Origin of the sequence: Acidisarcina polymorpha, assembly GCF_003330725.1 — a bacterium.
GTDB classification, from domain to species: Bacteria; Acidobacteriota; Terriglobia; order Terriglobales; family Acidobacteriaceae; genus Acidisarcina; species Acidisarcina polymorpha.
The window spans coordinates 5,758,926-5,783,517 of record NZ_CP030840.1 but is presented as its reverse complement, the minus strand read 5'-3'; the positions used below and the strand labels follow the sequence as shown (position 1 = coordinate 5,783,517).

Below are 24,592 nucleotides of genomic sequence, written 5' to 3'. Positions count from 1 at the left end.
CCTTTTTCGCTCAATAGCAGAGATCTTCCGATGGCCCGCCAATCGACACATACGACTTCCCCTGCTCCTTCGCAGAAACCAAAGCCCCGTGACCCGGTGGCTTCCGGCGAGCGCGATGCCGCGCAGAACCGTGCCGCCAGCCATAATTACTTTCTGCTCGACAAATTCGAGGCTGGAGTCGCCCTTCGCGGGACCGAGGTCAAGTCCATCCGCGAAGGCAAGGCCAACCTGAAGGACGCCTACGGTCTGCTCAAAGACGGCGAGGCGTTCCTGCTGAACGCGCATATTGGTCCCTATTCTCACGGCAACGCCTTGAATCATGATTCGCTGCGGACTCGAAAACTCCTGCTGCACCAGACCGAAATCGAGAAGCTAACGGGACAGACGCAGTTGAAAGGCTTTACGCTCATTCCCACCCGGCTCTATTTTCGCAATGGCCGGGTCAAATGCGAACTCGCCGTGGCCAAGGGTAAACAGGATTGGGACAAACGGGAGACCGAGAAGCGGCGCGAAGCCGACCGCGAAGCACGCGCCGCCATTGCCCACAGCAAAGGCAAATACGCTCGCTGACCCGAATTGCTACTGCCGCCCGTTTCAGACAAAATCAACCCGAGGAACCTATGGCTTCGGAGGGCTATTCCCGTCGCGATCTTCTCCGCACTGGTAGCGTAATGGCCGGCGCTTGCCTGCTTGGCAGAGCGCCGTTCTCGAGGATCGGCGCCGCACAAGTGGCGACGGGTGTCGCGGAGAGCGCGTCAGCCGACTATACCCTTACCATTGCCAAGACCCCGATCGAGATCGCTCCCAACCGCATCGTCTCCGTTACAACCTATAACGGACAATTCCCCGGCCCGCTGCTTCGCTTCCAGGAAGGCAAGCAAGCCAGGATCGAGGTCCACAACCGGACCGACACTCCTGAGCAACTCCACTGGCACGGCCAAGCCATCGGCTCCGATGTGGATGGCGCCGCTGAAGAAGGCACTCCCTTCATCCCGCCTCATGGAAGTTGCCGCATTTCGTTTGTCCCCAGACCGTCAGGGTTTCGCTTCTACCATACCCACGTCCGCGCCGGCAGCGACCTCAGCGCCGGTCAATATAGCGGGCTGGTCGGCCCGGTTTACATCGAACCCAAGGAGAATCCCGGCCGCTACGATCGCGAGGTTTTTCTCACTCTTAAGGAATTCGAACCTACTTTCAGCCGCGGCGGCGATATGGCAATGGATTTCCTCGCTCCGTCTGCCACCGTGAAGAGGCTCAAAGACCGAGGCGAAAGCGAGATGAACGCCTCGCTCGCTCAAGGAATGCCGCACGGCTACGAGGTTGGTTATGGCTCTTTCACCATCAACGGACGCATGTTAGGCCACGGCGATCCGATACGCGTCAAGCGCGGCGAACGCGTCCTCTTCCACGTGTTGAATGGGAGCGCTGGAGAGATCCGCAGCCTCGCCCTTCCCGGCCATATGTTCACGCTGGTGGCGCTGGACGGCAATCCCCTGCCAAAGCCGGTGCGAGTGCCAGGGCTCTGGCTCGGCACTGCGGAGCGCATCTCGGCCATCGTCGAGATGGACCACCCCGGCGTCTGGGTCATGGGAGACACGGGCGATGACGATCGCCGCCACGGCATGGGCATCGTCGTCGAATACGCGGGTTCGAAAGGCAAACCGCAATGGATTGCGCCTAAGCCCTTCCATTGGAACTACGCTCACTTCGGGGATCCAGATCCCTCAGCCGAGCAGCCGGAAGAAGTCTTCGCTATGACCTTCGCCAAGCAAAACGCCGCCTACGAAGGCTTTAACCGATGGGCGATCAATGGCGTGGCTTATCCCTTCGGCGAGTCGAGCGACGCCATGTCGGCGCAACCGTCCTTTCACCTGAAGCAAGGTAAGCGCTATCGAATCCGCATGAGCAACGCCAGCGACGACATTCACCCCATCCACTTGCATCGCCATAGCTTCGAGTTGACCAGGATCGCCGGACAGCCGACATCGGGAGTGCTCAAGGACGTCGTCATGCTCGGCGGCTATCAGGAAGCCGAAATCGACTTCACGGCCGATAATCCCGGCCTCACCCTCTTCCACTGCCACCAGCAGCTGCACATGGACTTCGGGTTTATGACGCTCTTCGATTATGTCTGAGCCTTCAGTTCACACCCATCGCGAAGTGCTCTAATAGAGCTTGTCAGTAAACTTGTCAATAAAGCACGTAAAAGAGGACCATGAAAACCGAACTGAACTTTAGCGATGCCGCCGCTATCGCTACCGAACTGCTCGTCGCCTTTGCTGTCGATCACTCCACCTCCAAAGACAAAGACGCCAAACCCGAACTGGCCCTGCTCACCACCGAATCCGCGCTCACCACCGCCGCCCAGGATGTGCTGACCTCGGGCGAATTCAAAGGCTCGGCCAATGAGACCCTGCTGCTCCACTCTCCCTCGGGTCTACAAGCAAAGCGGCTGCTCGTCGTTGGTCTGGGCAAGTCCAGCAAGGTGACGGTGAACGACCTCCGTAAAGCCGCCGGCGTTGCTGTGCGCTTCTCCAAGCCGCGGGCCATCCGGGAATTGGCGATTGTCATTCCGAATTCCGAACTACTGCCGCTTGGCCCGGGGGGCCGCTCGGTCGTTGAAGGGGCGCTGCTGGCCGATTTCGACCCCGATACTTATCGCTCCGACAGGAAGGATCAGAGTATCGATTCGCTAAGCGTGATCGCTCCTCAGAAAGCAGACAAGGCCGCCCTTGAAACCGCCTTCGCCGAGGGTGTCATTCTGGGTGAGTCCCAGAACTTCACTCGCTCCCTCGTCAACGAACCCGGCAATGTGCTCACTCCCACCGTCCTCGGAGAGCGCGCCGCCGAAATGGCCAAAGAAGTTGGATTGAAGTGCGAAGTCTATTCAACGGAAAAACTCCACGAGTTGAAGATGGGGGCATTCTGGGCGGTCTCCCAAGGCTCCGTTCAGCCGCCAGCGCTGATTGTGCTCACGTATGAACCGGAGGGCGCGCCATCCGAACCGGTGCTTGGTTTGATTGGCAAAGGCATCACCTTCGATACCGGCGGCATTTCGATCAAGCCCTCCGAAGGCATGGAAAAGATGAAGTACGACATGGGCGGCGCAGGGGCGATGATCGGCGCTATGCGTGCCATTGCGCTTCTTAAGCCGAAGGTGAAAGTCATCAGCGTCTGTTGCTCGGCCGAGAATATGCCCTCAGGCAGCGCCTATAAGCCCGGCGATGTGGTCACCGCCATGTCCGGCAAGACGATCGAAGTCATGAATACCGACGCCGAAGGTCGCATGGTCTTGGCTGACGGGCTCCACTATGCGCAACAGCTTGGGGTCACCCACCTTATCGATGCGGCCACGCTCACGGGAGCCTGTGTGGTCGCGCTCGGCATGATCAATGCCGGTGTCTTCTCCAATAATGAGGAGGCCTACAGCCACTTCGTCGAGGCCGCCAAGATCTCCGGCGATCGCTTCTGGCGGCTACCCGAGGAGGATGATTATCGCGACCAGATCAAGTCTCAAATCGCGGACATCATGAATACCGGTGGAAGCCGTTGGGGTGGAGCAACTACTGCAGCCATGTTCTTGAAGGAGTTCGTCGGCGAAACGCCCTGGATCCATCTTGACATCGCTGGTGTTGCCTGGCTCGAAGAGCAAAAGCCGTGGATGGCGAAGGGACCGAGCGGAACCCCGGTGCGGACGTTGGTGGAGTGGGTGCGGAGTTACTCCAGCTAGAGCAGAGCTCCAGGGGCCCAGCCCAAGGTGGGCCCCTCAAACGTGATTGCCCGTCTAGATGTTGCTCGACGCCAGCAAACGCGGCGTTCTATTTGCAATCGTCAGGATCAATTCACCAAACAAAGTGTTGGCCCAGGCAAACCACTCCCGTGTGAACTTGCCCGGATCGTCTTTGTTGAAGCTTTCATGCATAAAGCCGGTGCCGGCATTGCTCTTCTTGAGCCAACGCAGGCATTGTAGCTGTTCGTGTTCGTCGTCCGTAGTAAGGGCGAGGATGATGATCGACATCGGCCAGACCATGTCCTGACCAATGTGCGGACCGCCGATACCCTCGGCCACCGATCCGCGATAGAAATACGGATTGTCGTCGCTCCAAGCGAACCTCCGGGTCGCCAGGTACATCGGTTCGGCCTTCGAGCAGCATTCGAGATAAGGCAGACCAAGCAGACTCGGGACGTTGGCGTCATCCATGAAGATCGCATTCCCAAGACCATCGACTTCGTACGCCCAGATTTCGCCCGCAGTGGGGTGTTTCCCAGGAGCATAATTCCTCAATGCAGACGAGATCTCTTCGCGAAGCAACGCCGCCTCGCGAGCTGAAGCTGCATCGTGGGTAATCTCAGTCAACATCTCTTCCAGTCGAAAGAGCGTCTTCACCGCGAAGAAGTTCCCGGGAATATTCATCGGATAGACGCAGGCGTCATCCGACGGCCTAAATCCAGAGTGGATCAGACCAACCGGCCTGGTGGGAGCGCCGAAACCGGCGTTCCCCAGCGTCTCTGTAGGCGTAGCAGAAACACGCTGGAAGCTATACGGCCCTTGCGACCCTTTGCGCTGCTGATCCTTGAAGGTAGAGACGATGAGATGCATCGCTGCCGCCCATTGTGCGTCAAATGGTGCGATGTCACCAGTTTCCTTCCAGTATTGATAGCTCAGCCGAACCGGATAACAAAGGGAGTCGACCTCCCACTTGCGTTCCCCAACCCCGGTTTTCATTGTGGTATGGTCGGTCTTGCTCCAGGGCAGCGGTTCGGCGCTCTTGAGATCACTCATGAACGCATTCGCGTAAGGATCAATCAGGATGCAGCGGGTCTGTCGCCGGATCACTCCTTCTATCAACCGCGCGAGACTCTGATCAGCCTTCACAAAGGGCAGGTATGGCCAGACTTGCGCGGACGAGTCCCGGAGCCACATCGCGGGAATGTCCCCGGTGACGACGACCGTATCCGGCTTCCCTTCAAACTCTCCGAAGGTCACGGTGGTGTCGAGCGTATTCGGCAGGCAGTTTGAGAAGAGCCACGCAAGCTCCGGATCGGAGATCTTACTCGAAACCGAGTCGATCGCTGCATCGACAGCAGGGCTGCGAAACCTCCGCGCTGATGGCTGGGGACGCTTGGATGGAAATGAGGACGATGCGGCAAGTCCCAAGGTGTGCGGTGAAAGATAAAGCCCTCCGGCGGCCAGCGAAAGATTTCGCACGAGCTCCCGGCGGGTAAGAACTTCTGAAAATGTCATTCTCGGCTCCAGCTTAAGCAGAAATAAGCTGTCATCATGCGAAGATCCGAACTCGGTAGGTCTTTTCCATCAGGAAAAGAGCTACCGAGTGAACCCCGGCACAGGACATGATTCGTACTCCTGCTCTAAAAGTCTATCGAGTCGCTGGAACACAAATGGTTCAGAAGCAAAAATCCCCGGCCCGAAGGCCAGGGATTTTAGCAACCTTGATCAAGAACCGTGACGAACAAGAACCGTGCCTACCGAGCACCAGCTAACGAGCTGGCATGTGCGAACTCTTCAATCATCGTCTTATTAAAGGCCGGGAGGTCGTCCGGCTTGCGGCTGGTAATCAAGCCTTTGTCGTTCACAACTTCTTTATCCACCCAATTGCCGCCGGCATTCGTGATATCAGTCTTCAGCGAAGGCCAGGAGGTCAGCGTACGGCCTTTTACGACATCTGCTTCGATCAACGTCCACGGCCCGTGACAAATGGATGCGACCGTCTTCCCTGCATCAAAAAAGCTTTTCACAAACTTCACCACTTCTGGGTGCGTCCGCAGCTTATCGGGATTTGCCACCCCACCGGGGAGGACCAGATTGTCATAGTCTTCCGGTTTAACCTGTCCGATTTCTTTGTCCACTTTGATCTTTGGTCCTGGATCGTCAAAGTTGAAGCCCTTGATCTCTCCCGCCTTCAACGAGATCACGTCCACCTTGGCTCCGGCCGCTTCGAGCGCCTTTTTGGGTTCGGTCAACTCTACGGCTTCTACCCCATCCGTAGCGACGATTGCGATCTTCTTGCCTTGTAGCTGTGCCATCGTTTTACCTCCATTCCTACCATAAGAACCAGGTCCCCCGACATCCGTTGCTTTCCGGAAGAGAATCCATCCCTTTTCAACCCGCGGTAAATTTATCGTGAATTCAAGTCTCTACAGGCAATCTCTGTCTAGCATGGTGACACGTATGATTTGTATATATCTGAGGAGACAACCTTTATGAAGTTAGCAACTCGTGCATCTGCAAGTGTTAAGGTCTCCCTGGCCGGCGCCGCGCTCGCGCTCTGCCTTTCCTCCTGCAACTCCGGCGGGGGCAGCGGCTCAGAGAACGTCAGCCTGAACGGTGCGGGAAGCTCGTTTGTGTATCCAGTCATGCAGCGGTGGATACAAGACTATTCAAAGACCCACAGCAATACCCAGATCAATTATCAGTCGATCGGCAGCGGCGGGGGCATCCAGCAGGTCAAGGCCGGTACCGTAGATTTTGGCGCCTCGGACGCACCGCTTGACGATACTGCACTGGCCGGAATGAAGCCCGTGATTCAAATCCCCGAGAGCGCCGGCCCGGTGGTCGTGACTTACAACCTGCCTGATCTCAAGCAGCCGCTCCAACTCTCCGGCACAACCCTCACCGACATCTTCCTCAAGAAAGTTAAGACCTGGCACGATCCCGCTATCGCCAAGGACAACCCCGGGGTAACGCTACCCAATACGAAGATCGTCGTCGTCCATCGCGCCGACAGCAGCGGTACGACGAATGCTTTTACCACCTACCTGGCAGCGGTCAGTCCGGAATGGAAGACCAAGATCGGCGCGGGAACTCAAGTACAGTGGCCCGGTGATCTCGGCGGTAAAGGCAGCGAAGGCGTCACCGGCCAGGTCCGCCAGACCCCAGGCGCTATCGGTTACGTCGAACTCACGTTTGCCACACAGAACAAGCTTCCCATCGCATCCATCGGCAATCAGGCAAACAAGTACATCGTTCCCAGCGCCGAAAGCACCACCGCCGCCATCGCTGCGTTTGCCGACCAACTGACGAAAGACCCGCGCATCCCGATCGTGAACCCGCCGGCGTCCGCAGCCGACGCTTATCCCATCTCCACTCTCACTTTTCTCATCATTCCGAAGGACGGAACCGACGCTGGCAAGCGTAGCGCTCTGAAGAGCTTTATTCACTACGTCATTACCGACGGCCAGACGGTTGCCGGGACTCTCTCCTATGCGCCTCTGCCGGACGCCGTCAAGCAGTACAACGATCAGTCCCTCAATCAAATGACCACGAACAGCCAGCCGATCCAGTAGCATCTTCTTCAGCCAAGGCCGCCCGACCCTTTGATCAGCGCCCACACAGGGCGCTGATTTGGCTTCGACTGGTTCATTGCTTCTACTCAGCAACTAGAATGTTTTCATGCCTGAGGGAGATACTATTTTCCGCTCTGCCCGCGCCCTTAATCTGGCGCTGCAGGGCAAACAGGTCACCGCTTTTGAAACCGCCTACGCACAGCTGGCGAGTGTTCATGACCAAACGCCAGTTGTAGGGCGGATAGTCGAGCGGGTGGAATCCCGCGGCAAGTGGCTGCTGATTCACTTCACCGGCGATTTGATCCTGGTGACTCACATGTTGATGAGCGGCAGCTGGCACATCTACCGCCGCGGAGAGCGCTGGCGTCGCACCCGGATCCACATGCGCGCCGTAATTGCGACCAACGATTTTGAGGCGGTTGCCTTCGACGTCCCGGTCGCCAGCTTCCATACCGCACGAACGCTCGAGCGAAATACCAGCATCCCGAAGCTCGGGCCCGATCTGCTTCAGGGCAGCTTCTCTGAAGACGAGGCTATCAAGCGCCTGGTTCTCCGCGGTGAAGAAGAGGTCGCCAATGTGCTGCTGAACCAGCAAGTACTCGCAGGCATCGGGAATGTCTTCAAATCGGAGATCTGTTTTAGCTGCGGGGTCAGCCCCTTCACTAGAGTTTCCGCGCTGAGTTCCGCCCAGGTGGAGTGTTTGATGAGCACGGCGCGGAGGCTCCTGGCAGCCAATGTCTCCGAATCGGCGGGACCTGGGATCGTCACCTATTCCGGGGGAAGGCGGACCACCGGAGCGGCCGATCCGGGAGCTCGCCTGTGGGTATACGGCCGCCGTGGCAAGCAATGCCGCCGCTGCGGAACAATCATCCTCATGCGAAAACAGGGCGTTGGCGCACGCTCCACTTACTGGTGCCCGCAATGCCAGCCTTTGCCGCTTGCGGCGAATGATGGCGGAGGAGGCGAGGTCGAGGGCTGGTCGACTCCGGTGCGGCGCACCAGGATCGGATGCTCTTGAACTTGTCCGCTATCGGGCTCAAGCCAGAAGCTGGCTGCGCCAGCGGCAGACAGAGCTTCGTTACTGTTGTGGAGCGCTGGGTTGAGGTTGCGTCGGCTGAGGAGCGGGCTTCTTGTCTTCATTCTTCCCCCCGCCGAACAGCCTGCTGAAAAACCCCTTCTTTTTCTTGGGTTGACTATCCTCGGCGACCGCCGGATTGGGGCTCTGCGCTGATGCGGAAGTCTGAACCTGACCGGTTTGCGCGGTCTGTGCCGGCAATGCCGGCTGGCCAACTACGGTCGGATGAGTGCCGGGCGGTAAGGCCGGCATCGTACTCTTATCCCCCAGACCGAACAGCTTCTGGAAGATGCTGCGCTGGTCTCCATTCAGATGGTCGCAGGTGTCGGTCGGCTCGGTGCCTTGCAGGAAGGCTGCGTTGTAGGTCTTGCTCGGGCAGCTGGCGTCGGCCAACAGGTTGGTCTCCTTGTCGAGCTGCACGACCGTCACCCCTGTAGGCGGAACAAACTCACGGGTGTCTGAATATTGGGGCAGCTTGACCGCGGCTTTCATGAACTCCGCCCAGATCGGGGCGGCGGCTACCGCGCCTTGCAGCTTCACGTCCTTGTAGTCGTCGTTGCCAATCCAAACAATGCAAATCAAATTGCTCGTATAACCGGCAAACCAGGCGTCATTCGAGGTTCCGGTCTTCCCTGCCGCCGGCGCCAAGAAGCCGCGCTGCCGCACTGCGTAGCCGTAGCCAAAGTTCATCACGCCTTCCATCATGCTGGTGGTGAGGTAGGCCACGCGCGGATCAAGCACCGGCTTTGACGTCGGAGTGTAGTCGTTCAGCACATCGCCCGAGGCCGAGCGCACCGAGGCGAGCAACCAGGGATCGATTTTGATGCCGCCATTCGCGAACACCGTGTAGGCTCCAGCCATATCGAGCGGAGACGCACTATAAGTCCCCAACGCAACCGACGGCGTCCCCTGTGCCGAGCGAATGCCCGCCGACCGCGCCAGCGAGGCGACATTCCCGAAACCCACCATCTGTGCCAACGAGATCGTCGCGTTGTTCAGCGAATGCGCCAAAGCATAGGTTGCCGTGACCTCTCCGTGATACTCGTCCTTGTAATTCTTTGGGTTGTATTCCTGGTCCCCGGCGTAGGTGAAGGTGGTTTGCTCGTCGTTCAACATGGTCACCGGGGTGAACAGGGCATCCGTGCCGTCGCTGTCCAACTTCGTCCCCGCAACCGCCGAATTGAACGCGCTGGCGTACACAAACGGCTTGAAGATGGAACCGGTTGGCCGCTTGGCGACCGCATGGTTCAATTGGCTGATCCCATAGTTGCGGCCGCCGACCAGCGCTAACACCTGGCCGGTATGCGGATTCAGCGCCACCAGCGAAATCTGTGGATACGAGATCTCCCCCGTAGTGGTGATCGTTCCATCTTTTTCCTTGCGGGTATGCTGCTTCAGCACCAGTTCATCGACCAGCTTCGAACCGACCTCCACCGCCTGGGTCGCCGCATGTTGCAGCTCCGGATCAAGCGACGTATAGATCCTCAAACCTTCGCGGTTGAAGCTGTTTTCTCCCAGCTTCTGGGTGAGCTGTTCGCGCACCAGGTCGACGAAGTAAGGCGCTTCCCCGGCGTTCACATTGGTGGGAGCAAGCTTCAGCGGCTCCGCCTTGGCCGCTTCCGCCTGCGCCTTGGTGATCGAGCCGGTCTCGACCATGGTGTCGAGAACCAGATTGCGCCGCGTCATCGCCCGCTCCGCGTGACGATAAGGATTCAGCCGGCTGGGACTCTGGATCATCCCCGCCAGCAAAGCGCACTCGGCGAGATCGAGTTGACGAACATCTTTGTTGAAATAAGCTCGAGCTGCCTCGCCAAATCCGTTTATCGCGAAACTCCCCTGCTGGCCGAGCGGGATTTCGTTTGCGTAAAGCTGGAAGATCTTCTGCTTATTGAACCGGCTCTCCAACTGGTAGGTAATCACGATTTCGATCAGCTTGCGCTTGATGCGTTTTTCGGGCGTCAGAAAGAACCCTCGCGCCAGTTGCATGGTCAGCGTCGAGCCGCCTTCGGTGTAATTGTGCCGGTGGGTCAAGTCATTTCGTATCGCGCGGAGTACGCCGATGTAGTCCACGCCGCCGTGCTGGAAAAAACGGTGATCTTCGATAGAGACGACTGCATGAACCAGATTTTGGGGAAGCTCATCGTAGTCGACCAGCCGCCGCTTGGTGCGGCTCTTGTCCTCAGAAAGCCCGGTGATCAGCAGCGGTTCCAGCTCATAGGCATTGAGGTTGACATTGCCATCGCCGGTAATCTGCGATACCTTGCCGTTCTCAAAGCTGATGGTGGCGCCGTCTTCGGAGTGATACGACTCGGGGCCGGGATGGATCTCGATGGAGTCGGCGGACTCGCTGAAGTGACCCATTGGGGATTGCGAAGCCGCCCCGTCTTCGCTGTAACCCCCGTTGCGAAGCTCCTGAGCCACGGAATGCGCACTCAGGCGCTGCCCCGGACGGACCTCTCGAGGCGCGGCATAGATCTTTGCGGTGTTCTCAAACAGAGGCTGGGTCAGCCGTTCATCGACAATATGCTTGTACTTGAACCAGTAGTAGCCAAACACCAAACCGCCAACCAGCAATCCCAGCGCAACCACTGCCGCCGACGCCATCAGCAGGCTGCGTTGCAGTTTGCCCGAACCCACACTCCCGATCTTCACTTTAACTGCCACGAAATTATTCCAACCTCAAGTTGTTTCCTTTGGCGTCATCTCCACAAAGCTACCGGATCTCTCTTACGGTCAAAGGCCCCGGTTTCCTCATTGGTGACCTTGTTGACCCAAAAGATATCCGCCAAATCACTAGATGCAAAAACACTAGGGCCGCGAACTCTCCGGAATCAAACCCGTCATCAGGCTTGCGATTTGGTCCATCTCAACATCCTGGCTTGTCGATGTCGACCGGATCACCAATTCCACTTTGCCCTCGGCTGCTCTTTTGCCAACGTTCACACGATACGGGATGCCAATCAAATCAGCATCTTTGAATTTGACCCCCGCGCGTTCGTCGCGGTCATCCAGAATCACATCGAACCCCGCCGCCTCTAATTGCGCCGCCACTGCCTCTCCAGTAGAGACGAGTTTCGGGTCGGTGGTGTTCGTGATCGTGACCACCACTTCGAACGGAGCAATGGCCGCTGGCAGCCAAAAGCCGTTCTTGTCGTTGTTCTGCTCGATCGTTGCGGTTAAAATGCGCTCGATCCCGATGCCATAACTGCCCATAATGGGCGTTACTTCCTTGCCGGCCTCGTCGAGCACACTCGCGCCCATCGCGGTGGTGTACTTCTTCCCTAGTTTGAAGATGTGTCCGATCTCAACCGCCTTGGCGACTTTGAGCGGAGTTCCGCAAACCGGACAGCCTTCCCCCTCAGCCACATTGCGAACATCAGCCACAAGTGTCCATTGAAAATCCCGCCCCGGTGTGACGTTGCGCAGGTGGTAGTCCAGTTTGTTGGCGCCGCAAATCATGTTTTTACGCCCAACAAGGGCGGTATCCAGAATCACCAACATTTCCGCAGACTCCAGATCCTTGGCTGCCGCGATTCCAACCGGGCCGAGAAAGCCGGCCGGCGCATGAAACCATTGTTCAAGTTCCTCCGCAACCATTGAACGTAAATCGACTGCACCAACTAAGGCGCTTAATTTTGCCTCATTGACGCTGTGATCTCCGCGCAGAAACACCGTGACTGGGAGCCATTTACCTGCCCGCAGCGCCATATACGCGACACACTTAATGTCCTGTTTCGGAGAAATCTGAAGATACTCCGCAACATCCGCAATCGCGCCTTTTCCCGGCGTATGCACCAGTTCAGGCAGACCATCGCCGCTCGGCGGCAGGTCCTCCTCGACCGGCAACTGCGAGGTCGCCTTCTCCAGATTTGCCGCATAATCGCCCGTTGGGCAGCTGACGATCAGGTCTTCGCCGGCGTCTGTATAGACCATGAACTCCTGCGACTGCGAGCCGCCCATCGCTCCCGAGTCAGCCTCTACGGCGACAAACTGCAAGCCGCATCGGCTGAAAATCCTCCGGTACACGGCATCATGCAGATCAAAGCTCTTATCCAGACCCGCCGCATCGATGTCGAAGCTGTAACTGTCCTTCATCAGGAACTGCCGTACCCGCAGCAGCCCTGCTTTCGGGCGCGGTTCATCGCGGAACTTGGTTTGAATCTGGTACCAGATCTGAGGCAGCTGCTTGTAGCTGCGCAGCTCCTTGCGGGCGATGTCGGTCATCACTTCTTCGTGGGTCATGCCCAGCGCGAGGTCGGCGCCTTTCCGGTCCTTCAGCCGGAACATATTGTCGCCCATAGTCGTCCAGCGGCCGCTCGCCTCCCAGATCTCTCTGGGATGGATCGCCGGCAGGAAGAACTCCTGGCCAATCTTGTCCATCTCCTCGCGAACAATGCCGACGATTTTATTGACCGATCGGTTGCCCAGAAACAAATAGGAATAGATCCCAGCGCCCAACTGCCGAATATACCCGGCACGCAGCAGGAACTTGTGGCTGGCTACTTCGGCGTCCGCCGGAGCTTCGCGTAGAGTGGGGACAAACAGTTTCGACCAACGATGCATGTTTTGCGTTACTTGCTTTCCTGCGCGCGTTTCGGTTTCCACGCCGCTATTTTGAAGAGGTCAGTACTTTATTTTAGCCGTTGCGAAGGCCCCTCCCCCGCATTACCGAACGAATCCCTCTCCTATTTGTATTCATGACTCGTTCATCGTGTAAGCTGTTGGTGTCTTTACTCTGGAAGACCATATGCAACAAGACCCACTTTCGATCAACTCCCATCCAGGCAAGAGCGCTGATACCCTCGTTCTCGAGTTTGAAGGGCCACTGACCCTCAGCAACCTCTTTGCCTTCCAGGCTGAATTGCGCAAGGATAGCGCTCCTCTAACCATCCTGGATTTGAGCAAAGTGCCTTATATGGATTCAGCGGGTATGGGAGCCATCATCAATTTTCACATCTCCTGCACCAAAAACCATCGCAAGCTGGTGCTGGCCGGTGTCAACGACCGTGTCAAAACGCTCTTCGAGTTGACCAATACTGACAAACTGCTGAAGCTGGTTCCGACCGCGGGCGACGCGGAGTAGCGACCCGGCCCAAACCGGTTACTTCTTCGGAAGGGCCGCAAGGATCTCCGCAGCCGAGCTTCTTCCTCCGTGCATCTTGCTGCTCATCGAGAAGAAGATATTCCCGTCCTTGCTGATCAGGAAAGTTGAAGGATAGGCGGTTTCGTTGGCAGCATCCCAACGCAGGCCATAGGCATTCGTGAAGGAATACCCGGGATCCAGCAACATCTCAAAAGAGCTTGGGAATTGCGCATCTTTGAGGAACTCTTGCGCGTGATCGCCGAGTTGAGCAGGCGGTCCAGGATAGACAAAGACCACCCGGTACCCCGCTTGCTCGAAGGCTGCCTGGTGCTGGACGAAATCATGCACCTGCTTCACGCAGAATGGGCATTGGTAGCCTGGATAGCCGCGCAGCACAACCAGTACAACCGGGCTGCTCTGCAGGACCGAACTGAGACTGACCTTCTTCCCCAGCACATTGCTCAGTTCAAAATCAGGCGCTTTTTGCCCAACGGATGGCGGCTCTGAAGCAAACGATGGCGCAGAAAAGGCGAAGAAACAGAGTGCGATGACGATCGAGCAGGCCAGCTTTTTCATAATTTCTCCGGAAGACTGTACCTGTCTGACTACCAAATCCGGCTGAGATTACAGATAAAGTTTTGGGCCTTAGCTTGAGGGAAATCAGAAGGCACCCGCCTGCCACAGATCATGAAGGTGCACAACGCCGAGCACGAGCCGCTGCTCATCGATGACCACCAGCGAAGTAATCTTGGCCTCCTCCATGACTCCCAAAGCCCGCACCGCGAGTTCCTCTCCTGAAATGGTTCGCGGGGACTGATTCATCGCGTCTGCCGCTGTCTTGTCCAGCACGCTCGCACCGTCGCGCTGCAGCAGCCTCCGCAGATCGCCGTCACTGATAAGACCGACGAGCCTGCCCGCTTCAATGACCGTCGTCACGCCCAGCCGCTTCTTGGACATTTCGTAAATCACTTCACTCATCCGCGTCTGCGGGTCGACCTGGGGGATCGCCTCGCCCGAATGCATCAGTTCGCGAACCCGCGCCAGCTTCCGGCCCAGCTTCCCGCCTGGATGGAGGTCGGCGAAATCTTCTGCGCGAAAGCCCTTCCGCTGCGAGACAGCGATAGCTAACGCATCCCCTAAAGCCAGCATCGCCGTTGTCGAGGCCGTCGGGGCGAGCCCCAGCGCGCAAGCCTCCTGGGCCACGCAGCAGTCGAGGGCCACATCGCTGGCCAGCGCCAGCGTCGCTTGCGGATTGCAGCAGAAGCTGATCAACGCGTCGCCAATCCGCTTCAGCATCACCAGCAGACGCAGAATCTCTTCCGTCTCGCCGCTTGCCGAGAGCGCGAGCACGACGTCTCCGGCAGCCAGTGCGCCAATATCCCCATGAACGGCCTCAGCGGGGTGAAGAAAAAGCGCTGGAGTTCCCGTTGAGCTCAGTGTTGCGGCGATCTTCTGGGCGATGATGCCGCTCTTGCCCATGCCGGTAACCACCACCCGGCCGCGCGTTTGGCCGCATTGCAAAACAAGTTCGACCGCCCGCTCAAAGGCCGGCTTCATGACGCCATCCAGCCGCAGCGCGAGCGCTTCGAGGGCCGCGGCTTCGATGCGAACGAGTTGGGCTGCGCTTAATTCAGACATAACGAAACAAACACCTGATGCTACCAGACCCGCCCCGTAACCTTAGGCGAACCTATAGAATCAGAGTGGCATGGCAAGAAAAGCAATCGTCGCACTCATTCTGGTCGCGGCCCTAGGGCTGATGGCTTTTTCTGGCTTCAAGGAATATCAGCGCCGCAAGATGCAGGCTGGGGCGCAACATGCGCCGGAGATGGTGCTTGTGCCCGATGGCCAATCGCCGCCAGCCAATGCTGGATCAGAGGCGGCGAACGACGGACAGATTGCCCAGCCTCAGCCCATGAAGGGCAAACCGGCGCCCGGCTTCACCCTTCAGGACATCAACGGCAAGAAAGTCTCGCTCGCCGACTACAAGGGCAAGGCCGTCCTGTTGAATTTCTGGGCCACCTGGTGCGGTCCCTGCAAGCTTGAAATGCCCTGGATCGTCAAGTTACGCGACCAATACAAAGCTCAGGGATTCGAGGTTTTGGGTATCGAATCCGACAATTACGACGACGATCCCAAAGCGTTCGCCTCCTACAAGGAGGGAGTCGTCAAGTCAGCAACTGCTCTCGGAGTCGACTATCCGGTGCTGCTCGGAGGCGACTCGATCTCCAAACCTTACGGAGGACTGGACGGCCTGCCTAATTCCTTCTATGTCGACCGTAACGGCGTGGTCACTGCTCAGATCATAGGACTCGCCGACCGCGACGAGATCGAAGCCAACATCAAGAAGGCACTCGCCGGCGGAGGCCAGTAGGCCGTGCGCCATCAGCCGAAAGTGGGGCGGAACCTCGCTACCATGGTTTCCGTTCTCTTGTTGCTTGGGTGCGCAGCGGCCGGCGCCCAGGATTTACCTGCAAATCAGGCGATCCAGTCCTCTAGGGGCACACCGTCATCGGTGACCTTTCTCTTTCCCGAACAGGTCTCGATTCCTGCCGGTAAACCAGCGCCGGTCGATCTTCACTTCCGCGTCGCCGACGGCCTTCATATCAACTCTCACACTCCCCGTGAAAAGAGCCTGATCCCTACGAATCTCGCCGTCGTCGAGATGAACGCCCTCAAGGTTACGGGCGTCGAATTTCCCTCAGGCACCGACTACGCCTTCGCCTTCGCACCCAGCGAAAAGCTCAGCGTCTATAGCGGAGAGTTCGTCCTGCACGCACATCTCGCAGCTCCAGCCGGACAATATCTTCTTCAGGCCTCCTTGCGCTACCAGGCCTGCGATTCCAGGTCCTGCTATCCACCAAAGACGATCCCAGTGGCGATCGACGTCATCGCCAAGTAGGCCACAGTTGATTTGTGACACAGCCGTGTCAGGCAAGGCTCGAATGTCTTCAGGGATCGTTCGCTCAGGTAAGAGACATTGATGGAAGAGAAGAACAAGGTCAGCCGCCAGTTGGAATGCCGGCCCGCCGGAGAGTGTAAGTGGGATGTAGCTGCGCTCGGAGAGGTCATGCTGCGTCTTGACCCAGGCGACGGACGAACCGCCACGACTCGAAGCTTTTCGGTGTGGGAGGGAGGCGGCGAATATAACGTCATCCGTGGTTTGCAGCGGGTCTTCGGCCAACGCACGACGATCTGTACCGCGCTCGTCGATAACCAGGTTGGGCGCCTTGTTGAAGACCTGATAAACCAGGGCGGCGTCGACACCTCGCAGATTCTCTGGCGTTCTTTCGATAGTATCGGCCAGTCAGTCCGGAACGGGTTGTATTTCGCGGAACGAGGTTTCGGCTTGCGGCCAGGTAGCGCATGCTACGATCGCGGGCACACGGCGGTCGCCCAGTTGAAGCCTGGGGACATCGACTGGGACCGGCTCTTCGGCGACGAGGGAGTGCGGTGGTTCCATACCGGCGGAGTCTATGCGGCGCTCTCTCCAGAAGCTGCCCTGGTAACTGAAGAAGCCATGCGGGCAGCTCACCGTCACGGGGTGATGGTGTCCTTCGATCTGAATTACCGGGCATCTCTCTGGCGCGATAAGGGTGGTGTCGAGGGCGCCAGAGCGCTGATAAGAAAACTTGCCCCATTGATGGATGTAGTGATTGGCAACGAAGGGCATTTCGCCTTCCTGAGCGACGAGCCGAGTGAATACAGGAGCTATCCCGCACCCGACGCCGAACGATTCGTCGCGGTCCTCGATAAGGCGCGGTCGGAGTTTCCTCAACTGAAATTGCTGGCAGCCACCTTCCGCCACGTCCATCACGCCTCGCTCCATGACTGGAGCGCCTTCGCCTATTATGACGGGGACTATGCGGGCTCGAGACACTACAACGATGTTGCCATTCTCGACCGGATTGGCGGCGGAGATGGATTCGTCGCCGGCCTCATCTACGGGATCATGAATCGAAAGCCGCTCGCATGGGCGCTCGACTGTGGCGTCGCTCATGGCGCGCTCTGCATGACCACGCCGGGGGATAACTCTATGGCGACGCTCGCGGACGTCGAACGGCTCATGGAGTGCGGCGCTGCCACGATGATTCGCTGAAAGGACATTCATGACCAGGGAAGACATACTCATCCAGATAGAACAATGTGGCGTGATTCCCGTAATTCGCGGCAGCAGCTTCGAGGAGGCGTTGGCGCTGGTGCACGCCATCGAGGCCGGCGGCATCACGGTGTTCGAGATCACCATGACGGTGCCGAATGCGCTTGACGTATTAAAAGAGCTGGAACGTGCAGACTCCAGCGGCTTGATCGGAGCGGGCACCGTCCTCGATGCCGAGACCGCCCGGGCCTGCATCTCTGCCGGCGCCCGGTTTGTGGTGAGCCCCGCTTTCGACGCGGCCACGGTGGAGCTCTGCCATCGCTACGGAGTTCCCTGCTTTCCCGGTGCATTGACGCCAACCGAAGTGGTCCGCGCCTGGCAATCCGGCGCTTCAGCGGTCAAGATCTTCCCTTGCAGCGCTATGGGAGGCGCGAGATACATTCAGTCGCTCAAGGCTCCGTTGCCGCAGGTGCGGATGATCCCCACTGGTGGTATCTCCGTCGCGAGCGCGCATGAATTCCTGAACGCTGGAGCATTTGCCTTGGGTGTAGGCGCCGACCTGGCCGATGTCCACGCAGCCCGCAGAGGCGACCATGACAAAATTACTGAGGTAGCGCGACAATATCGAGCTGCTGTCGAAAACCATCGCGCCGCCAAGCGCTAGTGGCCTGTAGCTTCCTGCATTAGGTAGATACAGCGGCAGCAAAAGTATTCCCGCGTTTGACGGCGAACGGCTCGGCAGATGAGATTAGTAGGCATGAAGACAGAACGATTCCGCAATCTCACGACGCCAGTCGTGGCCTGCCTGTGCCTCCTGATTACACCTCACCTTATCGCGCAGAACGCCAAAGCCGACGCATCGCCCGCGACAGGTTCGTTCAATGTGGATTCCTACACCCCGGAACAATTGCGTCAGAAGGAATCTGCCTTAGCGTCAGAGGCAGCGGCAAGCGGTATTTCGAGTGAAATCCTGGCCCATTATCCAGGCCACTACACGATGCTCGCGTACCGCGATCGAAGTGGTCAGGCTGAGGTGCATGAAAAACTTGCAGATGTTTTCATCATCATTCGCGGCTCGGCTAGTCTTCAGAGTGGCGGAAGAATGGTCGCTCCAACGACAACCGTTTCCCCTGGAGAGGAAAAGGGCCCAGCTCTTGAAAACTATCAAGAGCGCGCGCTTCATGCGGGTGATATCGTCCACATTCCCGCGGGGGAGCCGCACCGGATGACGCTCGAAAAGGGAGCGACCATTCTCTACTTCGTCGTCAAAGTGCAGGAATCGTCTGCGCCATAAAGTGTGCGGATAGATAGGAAGCTGCGGCCAACGCTCTAGCTCAACCCCTGGGTCACGACTGCGATTTCTCCGGCAGCCTTCAGCCGGCGCACCACCCTCTGCTTCCCAAGGGTGACCATGACAGCGAATAAACTCGGAGCCACGCCCTGGCCGGTCAGCGCCACCCGCGAACCGTTGATCAACGCGCCGGCCTTAATGCCCTTCTCTTCTGCAAATTGCCGCAGTATCTGCTCTGCTGAGGCCTCGCTGAATTCTTCCGCCCCTTCATAGCGGAACCCCAGCTCAACCAGGAGCGCCGGCACTGCCTCATCCTTAAAGAACTTGGTCACAGCGGCGGTATCGAATTCAAATTCATCACTGAAGTAGGCCTTGAACGCACCCGCGAAATCCTTCAAGCTGCGTGCTCGCGGCTTGAGCAGGTCGATAATCGCCAGAATCTCTTCGGTTGTGCAGAGGGGTTCAAAACCAGCCTTCGCCCACTCCTCTTCGATCAAGGGCAGCAGCCTCTCGGCTGAGTAAGCGCGAATATATTCCGTGTTGAACCAAGCCAGCTTATCGTTATCGAAGACCGCATTCGACTTTGAAATTCCCTCCAGCGAAAAAAGCTGGATCAGCTCTTCCGAAGCAAAGATCTCGCGGTCCTTTGAGGCCGCCTGCGGACTCCATCCCAGCAGTGCTAGAAAATTCCGAAAGGCTTCCGGAACAATCCCCATCTCTTTGTACGAGAGAACACTGGTGGCTCCATGGCGCTTCGAGAGCCGCGTCTTGTCCGGCCCGAGAATGAGCGGGACGTGAGCGAATACCGGCAACTCCGCGCCCAAAGCGAGATACTGGAGCACCTGCTTGGGCGTATTCGAGATATGGTCCGCGCCGCGAATGATATGCGTCAACCGCATCTCCATATCATCGGCGACCACGCTCAGGTGGTAGGTCGGGATGCCGTCGGATCGCAGCAGCACGAAATCTTCAATCTCGCTGTTCGCGAATTCAATTCGTCCAAAGACGGCGTCGTCGAAGCTGGTGGATCCGCCCTCAGGGACCGCGAATCGGATCGCCGCCAATCCGCCCGACGCCCGCTTCGCCGCCACTTCTTCCGCTGTCAGCCTGCGGCAGCGCCGGTCATACATGGGCGGTCTGCCTGCCGCTGCCGCCTCAGCGCGCCGCTGCTCCAGTTCTTCCTTTGTGCAAAAACAGGGGTACGCGCTCCCGCTGGCAATCAGTCTTTCTGCCGCCGCCTTGTAGAGATCGAGCCGTTTGGACTGATAAAAGGGGCCTTCGTCCCAATCCAGGCCGAGCCAGGTCATTCCGTCGAGAATGCCGCCGACCATCTCCTCGGAGGAGCGTTCAAAATCAGTATCTTCTATACGAAGAATCAGCGTACCGCCGGTATGCCGGGCGAATAGCCAGTTAAACAGCGCGGTCCGCGCACCACCTACGTGCAGGTAGCCGGTAGGGGAAGGCGCAAAACGTACTCGTGGTGCCGAAGATGTCTCTGCCATAGTGTCTCAACTTCAGATGCTAAAGCATTTGGCCCTTCGGAGTTGACCGGAGGGCGCACGACCCCTCCCGGTTATGCCGGATCCTCTAACTCGAGCGGTTCTATGTCTGAGGAGGATATACCTGCGGGGGGTAGTTCTGATGAGGATGCGCGGTCACTGAGTAAGGCGGTATCGGCACAACCTTCCATTGGGAGAACGCCACGACATACACGATGATAATGTTTGCCAGAGGAACGAACATGAGCACTGCGAGCCAGGGGCTAAAACCAGCCTTCTTGAAGATGAACCAATAAGGAATGACCATCACTACCGAAAAGATCAATCCCAGGAAAATCATAGGGATCGCGATGGCAGCGATCTGGGTCGGATCAAGCGTGGGAGCGTTCATGCGATCTCCTTTGCACTGCGCCCACACTACCTGATCCGTCGCATGCAATCAACTCGCATGCACGTCAAGGAGACACCGACTCACCAACACAGTAGCCGGGCGCGGCCGAGGCGAGGAGCGGCATTTTGAGCGGCGGCCCGCTCCACCTATCTCAATCGAAAGGAGCGGTTGCGAAAACCTCAGGTGATGTCTTCGGTGTCAAAGGCCGGGATGACCGCCCGCCGCCGAGGTACCCCGTGCACGGTGCTGACCAAGTTCTCGACCACATCTTCCAACTGACGCTGGCTCTCGATGACTGCCGTCATGCTCTTTAACTCTTCCGGGTCTTCAACCTTCTCCAGCAATACCACCGCTTGCGCCTGGGCTACATGATCGAGGTTCAGCCCCTCAGGAGTCTTGGCTTTAATCCCGACACAAGCCGGTTCGACGTCGAGCATATCGGCGATGCGATCGCGCATCTCGTGGGCGATCGGCCGGATCTTCGGCGAGACCAGGATCAGCGTGGTATCTATATTGACGATGCGGTATCCGGCATTCTGGACCTCTTCCAGCGCCAAATTCAGAAAGATTGCCGAATCGGCGTCCTTCCAACGCGGGTCTCCCGGTGGGAAGAAACTGCCAATGTCGCCCGCGCTCACCGCTCCCAACAGCGCGTCGGTGATCGCATGCAGTAGCACATCGCCGTCGGAGTGGCCCGCGAGGCCTTCTGGGTGCTCGATGTGAAGACCGCCGATGCGCAGCGGCACCCCCGCGGTAAATGCGTGTGAATCCCAGCCACAACCGATTCTCAGGCTCATCGTCTCATCTCTTGTAGTATTTCTTGCCAGGCCATTTTGAATCTTACCGCGAAGCACACCCGCTTCCGACGCTTGTTGGCATTATCTTCACCCTCGACCCTTTTCGCGCTGGGTCAGAAAGAATTCCGCCAAATCGAGATCACTCTGCTGAGTGATCTTCAGGTTCTCGACCGTCCCCGGTACCACAGCCACCTCAATGCCTGCGCGCTCTGCCACCGAAGACTCGTCAGTCCCCACAAACCCATCGACTGCGGCCTCACGAAATGCCCGCTTCAGCAATCCTAGACGAAAGCCCTGCGGCGTCTGCGCCTGCACAACGTATTCACGCGGAATCGTCGAGGTGATGATTGCGCCATGGGCGGTCCGCTCTACTTGCTTGATGGTGTCGACGGCCGGCAGGGCCACGATCGCGGCGCCATGCCGTTCCACAGCCTCGATAGTACGGGAGATCACCGCCGCATCGATCAGCGGCCGCACGGAATCGTGCACCAGGACGATGTCGTCATCGTCCCCGTGGATCGCTGCCAGCGCATTGGCGACACTTAACTGTCGAGTGTCGCCTCCCTCGACGATGGTGACCTTGGTTGCGATCCGATGGGCATCCAGCAAAGCCTCTAATCGCGGGATCTCCGGCTTGCGCACCGCCACAAAGATCCCGGCGATCGCAGGCAGGTCAAGAAAGGCGCGCAGCGTGTGAATGAGGATTGGCGTTCCACGAAGTTCGAGAAACTGTTTTGGCGCGGGGGAGGAGCCGGCTCCCGCCGCCATACGTGTACCCAGCCCAGCCGCCGGTAGAATGACATAAACCCGCATAGCATCAGGAGTATACAGGATGGAGCCTAAGTTCCTTGTCCGATGGCTTGAAAACCTGAAGGCCGCCGCGAGAAACGAACGTCTCACCCGGCGGGGACTGTTTACTGCGTGGCCTGACTGGGCTGTCGAAGGTCATGCATAGTGAAGTTGGCCGGCGTCTCGAATACGGCCGGATCCGGCTCCGACCGCGAAAGATCCCTCAAGTGAATTACCTGGGTTCCCTCCTGAGGGTCCTTACGCGTCACCGAGACATTCACCTCTTAATCCGGCGAATGCCAGAACTCCCGCGTTGTGACCAGTGCCTTCTCATTGCCCAACACGCCCGGCATGATCGTGACCGTCTCCCGCGTACCGGTCACATTCAAGGCTTCGACTAAATCGGTCCCTAAATTCTCTCTCGTCAGGCTGCGTTCCCTACGGTCGGCGCACTTCAAGGGGAGAGACAACGAAGGCGGATGTGTTTAAACATCCGCCGTCACTTGCTTTTGCAGATAGTTGCAGAGCGCCGTTCTTAGTTCGAGCCCGGCGTAAACGAGATGCCGCGATAAACCTCGCCGCTCTTCGCGTGACGAAGCCGAACGAAGGATTCACCTGCAGCCACCGATGGGTCGGTGTTCGCGAGCACGTCGATCACTTGATCAAGCGTGTTCGGATCCGCGCCCGTATCTCCGTTGCCGCTGATCGTCGAAGTGACCCCCCAGATCGATACTTTGCCGCCGGGAAGTACCTTGCCGGTAATGTTGCGGAGACCGTCTGCTGCCGGAGCCCATGGAAGTCCGGTGGCCGCGTTGATGCCCGTCGGGTACCCGGTGATCAGGTTCGGACCCCCAAGCCGCAGACCCTTCTGCAGAACATAGGCCAGCTTCCAGCTTTGCGAAACCGAATCGAAGACCCACTTCTGCAGCCCGGCAGTGGTTTGCTTGGCGGCGTGGCTATAAAGGTCGAGGCCGCCCGTGTAGCCGTCACCTTCATCCGCAACGTAGAGCGTGGTCGCATTCGCAAACCACAACCCGAACGGGAACGCAGTCACCGTCGCGGTCTTGTTCGGGATCGAGGGAAAGCCCTTCAGGATGCACATGTTGCTAGGCAGCCCGGTGGTTGTCAACGTAGGTCCCGGAACGATCGGGGTCGTCGGCAGGGTCGCCGAGGTCGACGGAAGGCCCACTCCCTTGGGGCAGGCAGCACCCGTCGTGTCGAGAAAATACACCGTATTGACGCCGTTTCCACCACTTCCCTTAGTGAAATACACGACGTTGTTGAAGATCGCAATCCCGCGGAAGTTATCGTCCTTTCCGATCTTGTCCGCCTTCGCGCCAAGCTGGGTCACCGAGAAACTGCCTACTGGTGTCGGAGTTCCTGGCTCCTGCTCGCTCTCCGGCTCTCCTGCGAAATCGAAGATCTGTGCGCCCGCCCCTAAGACGACGCCAGCGGGCTGAGGATTGTTGCCGTTGCCGGCGTTGCCGGCACTATAGAAAATGAAGTTTCCATCGCTGTTGTTCAGGATTGCAGCGCGTCCGTTGTTCCCGCTATATGCGTTTGTCTCGGTAAAGGAAAACTTGCCGCGCCTGTCGACCCGGGCAGCGGCCCTGAAATAGGTCTCCCCGACTGGATTCGTGGGATCAATGGCGCCTGGCGTGTTCGAATTAGAAACGTCGAGCGCATCTACCGGAGCGACATATCCCATGAATACTAAATATTGACCATCGGTCGACAGATGCAGTCCGACCTCTGACTTCGAGCTGAAGCTGGTTACCAGCTGACTTCTGCCTTCTTGAATTCCGGCTTCTCTGCTGTTCGGCACTTCCAGGCTGTTAATGATCGTTCCATCCGGAGCGATCTGATCTAGATAGATCGGTGAAGTGATGCCGAAGCTGCCATCGGCCAGGACATTATTGAAAACGAATGGATAGATGCCACTGTTGGTGGCCTTGCTCCCAGCGGGGCAGCCAACCGATGTGCTCGCGCAACCCGGCGGCAGCACCTCGCCGACCGTGACATTGCTCGCCTTGTTGTCGTAAACACTCCGGCTCAACACCAGATTTCCGGGAGTAAAAAAGGATTGTGGCTTGGCCGGGGAATGGTCGTCGGCGGCAACCGCAAGACTGCCGGTCAGCGCGCCCAGAGCAACGACTGCGGCAGTCCGCCGCAGCGTTTCGCGCCGGTATAGCCGTGGGGAAGAGTACAACTTCATATTTTCGCCTCCAGAACAGCGGAAATGAGATTTCCGCCAATCGGGACG

22 protein-coding genes are annotated in these 24,592 nt (G+C 58.1%); 11 read left to right on the top strand and 11 right to left on the bottom strand.

All coding sequences use genetic code 11. The features are described from left to right. Window positions 1-30: 30 nt before the first annotated feature. From smpB to ACPOL_RS24600, 3 genes are all read left to right on the top strand, one after another. Window positions 31-570 carry an SsrA-binding protein SmpB gene (smpB, locus tag ACPOL_RS24610; RefSeq protein WP_114209398.1) on the top strand — a complete coding sequence of 180 codons (540 nt, stop codon included), beginning with the start codon at window positions 31-33 and terminating at the stop codon, window positions 568-570. Between the two features lie 50 nt (window positions 571-620). Then, the gene (locus ACPOL_RS24605; RefSeq protein ID WP_236657003.1) at window positions 621-2,135 is read left to right on the top strand and encodes a multicopper oxidase family protein; all 1,515 of its coding nucleotides are present in this window, start codon (window positions 621-623) and stop codon (window positions 2,133-2,135) included. Window positions 2,136-2,215: 80 nt separating this feature from the next. Then, a complete protein-coding gene (locus tag ACPOL_RS24600; RefSeq protein ID WP_114209397.1) occupies window positions 2,216-3,730 on the top strand; it encodes a leucyl aminopeptidase in 1,515 nt (504 codons plus the stop codon). Window positions 3,731-3,784: 54 nt separating this feature from the next. Here ACPOL_RS24600 and ACPOL_RS24595 read toward each other — a convergent pair whose 3' ends face one another. Further along, window positions 3,785-5,245: a glycoside hydrolase family 125 protein gene (locus ACPOL_RS24595; RefSeq protein WP_114209396.1), complete on the bottom strand. Its 1,461-nt coding sequence runs from the start codon at window positions 5,243-5,245 to the stop codon at window positions 3,785-3,787. A 239-nt stretch (window positions 5,246-5,484) separates the two neighbouring features. Beyond that, window positions 5,485-6,045 (bottom strand): type 1 glutamine amidotransferase domain-containing protein, encoded by a 561-nt coding sequence (locus tag ACPOL_RS24590; protein ID WP_114209395.1) that lies wholly within the window; start codon window positions 6,043-6,045, stop codon window positions 5,485-5,487. A 177-nt stretch (window positions 6,046-6,222) separates the two neighbouring features. Here ACPOL_RS24590 and pstS point away from each other — a divergent pair, with 177 nt between their 5' ends. Both pstS and ACPOL_RS24580 read left to right on the top strand, forming a co-directional pair. Then, window positions 6,223-7,305 (top strand): phosphate ABC transporter substrate-binding protein PstS, encoded by a 1,083-nt coding sequence (pstS, locus tag ACPOL_RS24585; RefSeq protein ID WP_114209394.1) that lies wholly within the window; start codon window positions 6,223-6,225, stop codon window positions 7,303-7,305. 106 nt (window positions 7,306-7,411) lie between these two features. After that, window positions 7,412-8,323, top strand: coding sequence for a DNA-formamidopyrimidine glycosylase family protein (locus tag ACPOL_RS24580; protein ID WP_114209393.1), 912 nt, complete (start codon window positions 7,412-7,414; stop codon window positions 8,321-8,323). 60 nt (window positions 8,324-8,383) lie between these two features. On the opposite strand, the gene ACPOL_RS24575 is transcribed toward ACPOL_RS24580, so the two are convergent. Together ACPOL_RS24575 and ACPOL_RS24570 are read right to left on the bottom strand one after the other, a co-directional pair. Beyond that, complete coding sequence (locus tag ACPOL_RS24575) at window positions 8,384-11,044, bottom strand: PBP1A family penicillin-binding protein (RefSeq protein ID WP_236657002.1); 2,661 nt, start codon at window positions 11,042-11,044, stop codon at window positions 8,384-8,386. A gap of 144 nt (window positions 11,045-11,188) precedes the next feature. Then, window positions 11,189-12,943: a proline--tRNA ligase gene (locus ACPOL_RS24570; protein ID WP_114209392.1), complete on the bottom strand. Its 1,755-nt coding sequence runs from the start codon at window positions 12,941-12,943 to the stop codon at window positions 11,189-11,191. Between the two features lie 184 nt (window positions 12,944-13,127). Between ACPOL_RS24570 and ACPOL_RS24565 the strand changes: the two genes are divergently transcribed. Beyond that, complete coding sequence (locus ACPOL_RS24565; RefSeq protein ID WP_114209391.1) at window positions 13,128-13,463, top strand: STAS domain-containing protein; 336 nt, start codon at window positions 13,128-13,130, stop codon at window positions 13,461-13,463. Window positions 13,464-13,481: 18 nt separating this feature from the next. Here the strand turns inward: ACPOL_RS24565 and ACPOL_RS24560 are convergent, their stop codons facing one another. Together ACPOL_RS24560 and ACPOL_RS24555 are read right to left on the bottom strand one after the other, a co-directional pair. Next, window positions 13,482-14,039, bottom strand: coding sequence for a peroxiredoxin family protein (locus ACPOL_RS24560; RefSeq protein ID WP_114209390.1), 558 nt, complete (start codon window positions 14,037-14,039; stop codon window positions 13,482-13,484). Window positions 14,040-14,123: 84 nt separating this feature from the next. Then, window positions 14,124-15,101, bottom strand: a complete 978-nt coding sequence (locus ACPOL_RS24555) for a KpsF/GutQ family sugar-phosphate isomerase (protein ID WP_114209389.1) — start codon at window positions 15,099-15,101, stop codon at window positions 14,124-14,126. A gap of 70 nt (window positions 15,102-15,171) precedes the next feature. Here ACPOL_RS24555 and ACPOL_RS24550 point away from each other — a divergent pair, with 70 nt between their 5' ends. The 5 genes from ACPOL_RS24550 (at window position 15,172) to ACPOL_RS24530 (ending at window position 18,856) form a co-directional block, all read left to right on the top strand. Beyond that, window positions 15,172-15,837 carry a TlpA family protein disulfide reductase gene (locus ACPOL_RS24550; protein WP_114209388.1) on the top strand — a complete coding sequence of 222 codons (666 nt, stop codon included), beginning with the start codon at window positions 15,172-15,174 and terminating at the stop codon, window positions 15,835-15,837. Window positions 15,838-15,879: 42 nt separating this feature from the next. Next, window positions 15,880-16,365 carry a protein-disulfide reductase DsbD domain-containing protein gene (locus ACPOL_RS24545; protein ID WP_114209387.1) on the top strand — a complete coding sequence of 162 codons (486 nt, stop codon included), beginning with the start codon at window positions 15,880-15,882 and terminating at the stop codon, window positions 16,363-16,365. Between the two features lie 81 nt (window positions 16,366-16,446). Beyond that, a complete protein-coding gene (locus tag ACPOL_RS24540) occupies window positions 16,447-17,562 on the top strand; it encodes a sugar kinase (RefSeq protein WP_114209386.1) in 1,116 nt (371 codons plus the stop codon). A gap of 10 nt (window positions 17,563-17,572) precedes the next feature. After that, window positions 17,573-18,226 (top strand): bifunctional 4-hydroxy-2-oxoglutarate aldolase/2-dehydro-3-deoxy-phosphogluconate aldolase, encoded by a 654-nt coding sequence (gene eda / locus ACPOL_RS24535; RefSeq protein WP_114209385.1) that lies wholly within the window; start codon window positions 17,573-17,575, stop codon window positions 18,224-18,226. 93 nt (window positions 18,227-18,319) lie between these two features. Continuing rightward, window positions 18,320-18,856, top strand: a complete 537-nt coding sequence (locus ACPOL_RS24530) for a cupin domain-containing protein (protein ID WP_114209384.1) — start codon at window positions 18,320-18,322, stop codon at window positions 18,854-18,856. 35 nt (window positions 18,857-18,891) lie between these two features. Here ACPOL_RS24530 and gltX read toward each other — a convergent pair whose 3' ends face one another. The 5 genes from gltX to ACPOL_RS24505 form a co-directional block, all read right to left on the bottom strand. After that, window positions 18,892-20,355, bottom strand: coding sequence for a glutamate--tRNA ligase (gene gltX / locus ACPOL_RS24525; RefSeq protein ID WP_114209383.1), 1,464 nt, complete (start codon window positions 20,353-20,355; stop codon window positions 18,892-18,894). Window positions 20,356-20,455: 100 nt separating this feature from the next. Next, window positions 20,456-20,743 carry a DUF805 domain-containing protein gene (locus tag ACPOL_RS24520; RefSeq protein ID WP_114209382.1) on the bottom strand — a complete coding sequence of 96 codons (288 nt, stop codon included), beginning with the start codon at window positions 20,741-20,743 and terminating at the stop codon, window positions 20,456-20,458. Between the two features lie 179 nt (window positions 20,744-20,922). Next, the gene (ispF, locus tag ACPOL_RS24515) at window positions 20,923-21,540 is read right to left on the bottom strand and encodes a 2-C-methyl-D-erythritol 2,4-cyclodiphosphate synthase (RefSeq protein ID WP_114209381.1); all 618 of its coding nucleotides are present in this window, start codon (window positions 21,538-21,540) and stop codon (window positions 20,923-20,925) included. Window positions 21,541-21,627: 87 nt separating this feature from the next. Continuing rightward, window positions 21,628-22,353 (bottom strand): 2-C-methyl-D-erythritol 4-phosphate cytidylyltransferase, encoded by a 726-nt coding sequence (gene ispD, locus ACPOL_RS24510; protein WP_114209380.1) that lies wholly within the window; start codon window positions 22,351-22,353, stop codon window positions 21,628-21,630. A 511-nt stretch (window positions 22,354-22,864) separates the two neighbouring features. Then, window positions 22,865-24,544, bottom strand: coding sequence for a hypothetical protein (locus tag ACPOL_RS24505; RefSeq protein WP_114209379.1), 1,680 nt, complete (start codon window positions 24,542-24,544; stop codon window positions 22,865-22,867). Between the last annotated feature and the right edge of the window lie 48 nt (window positions 24,545-24,592).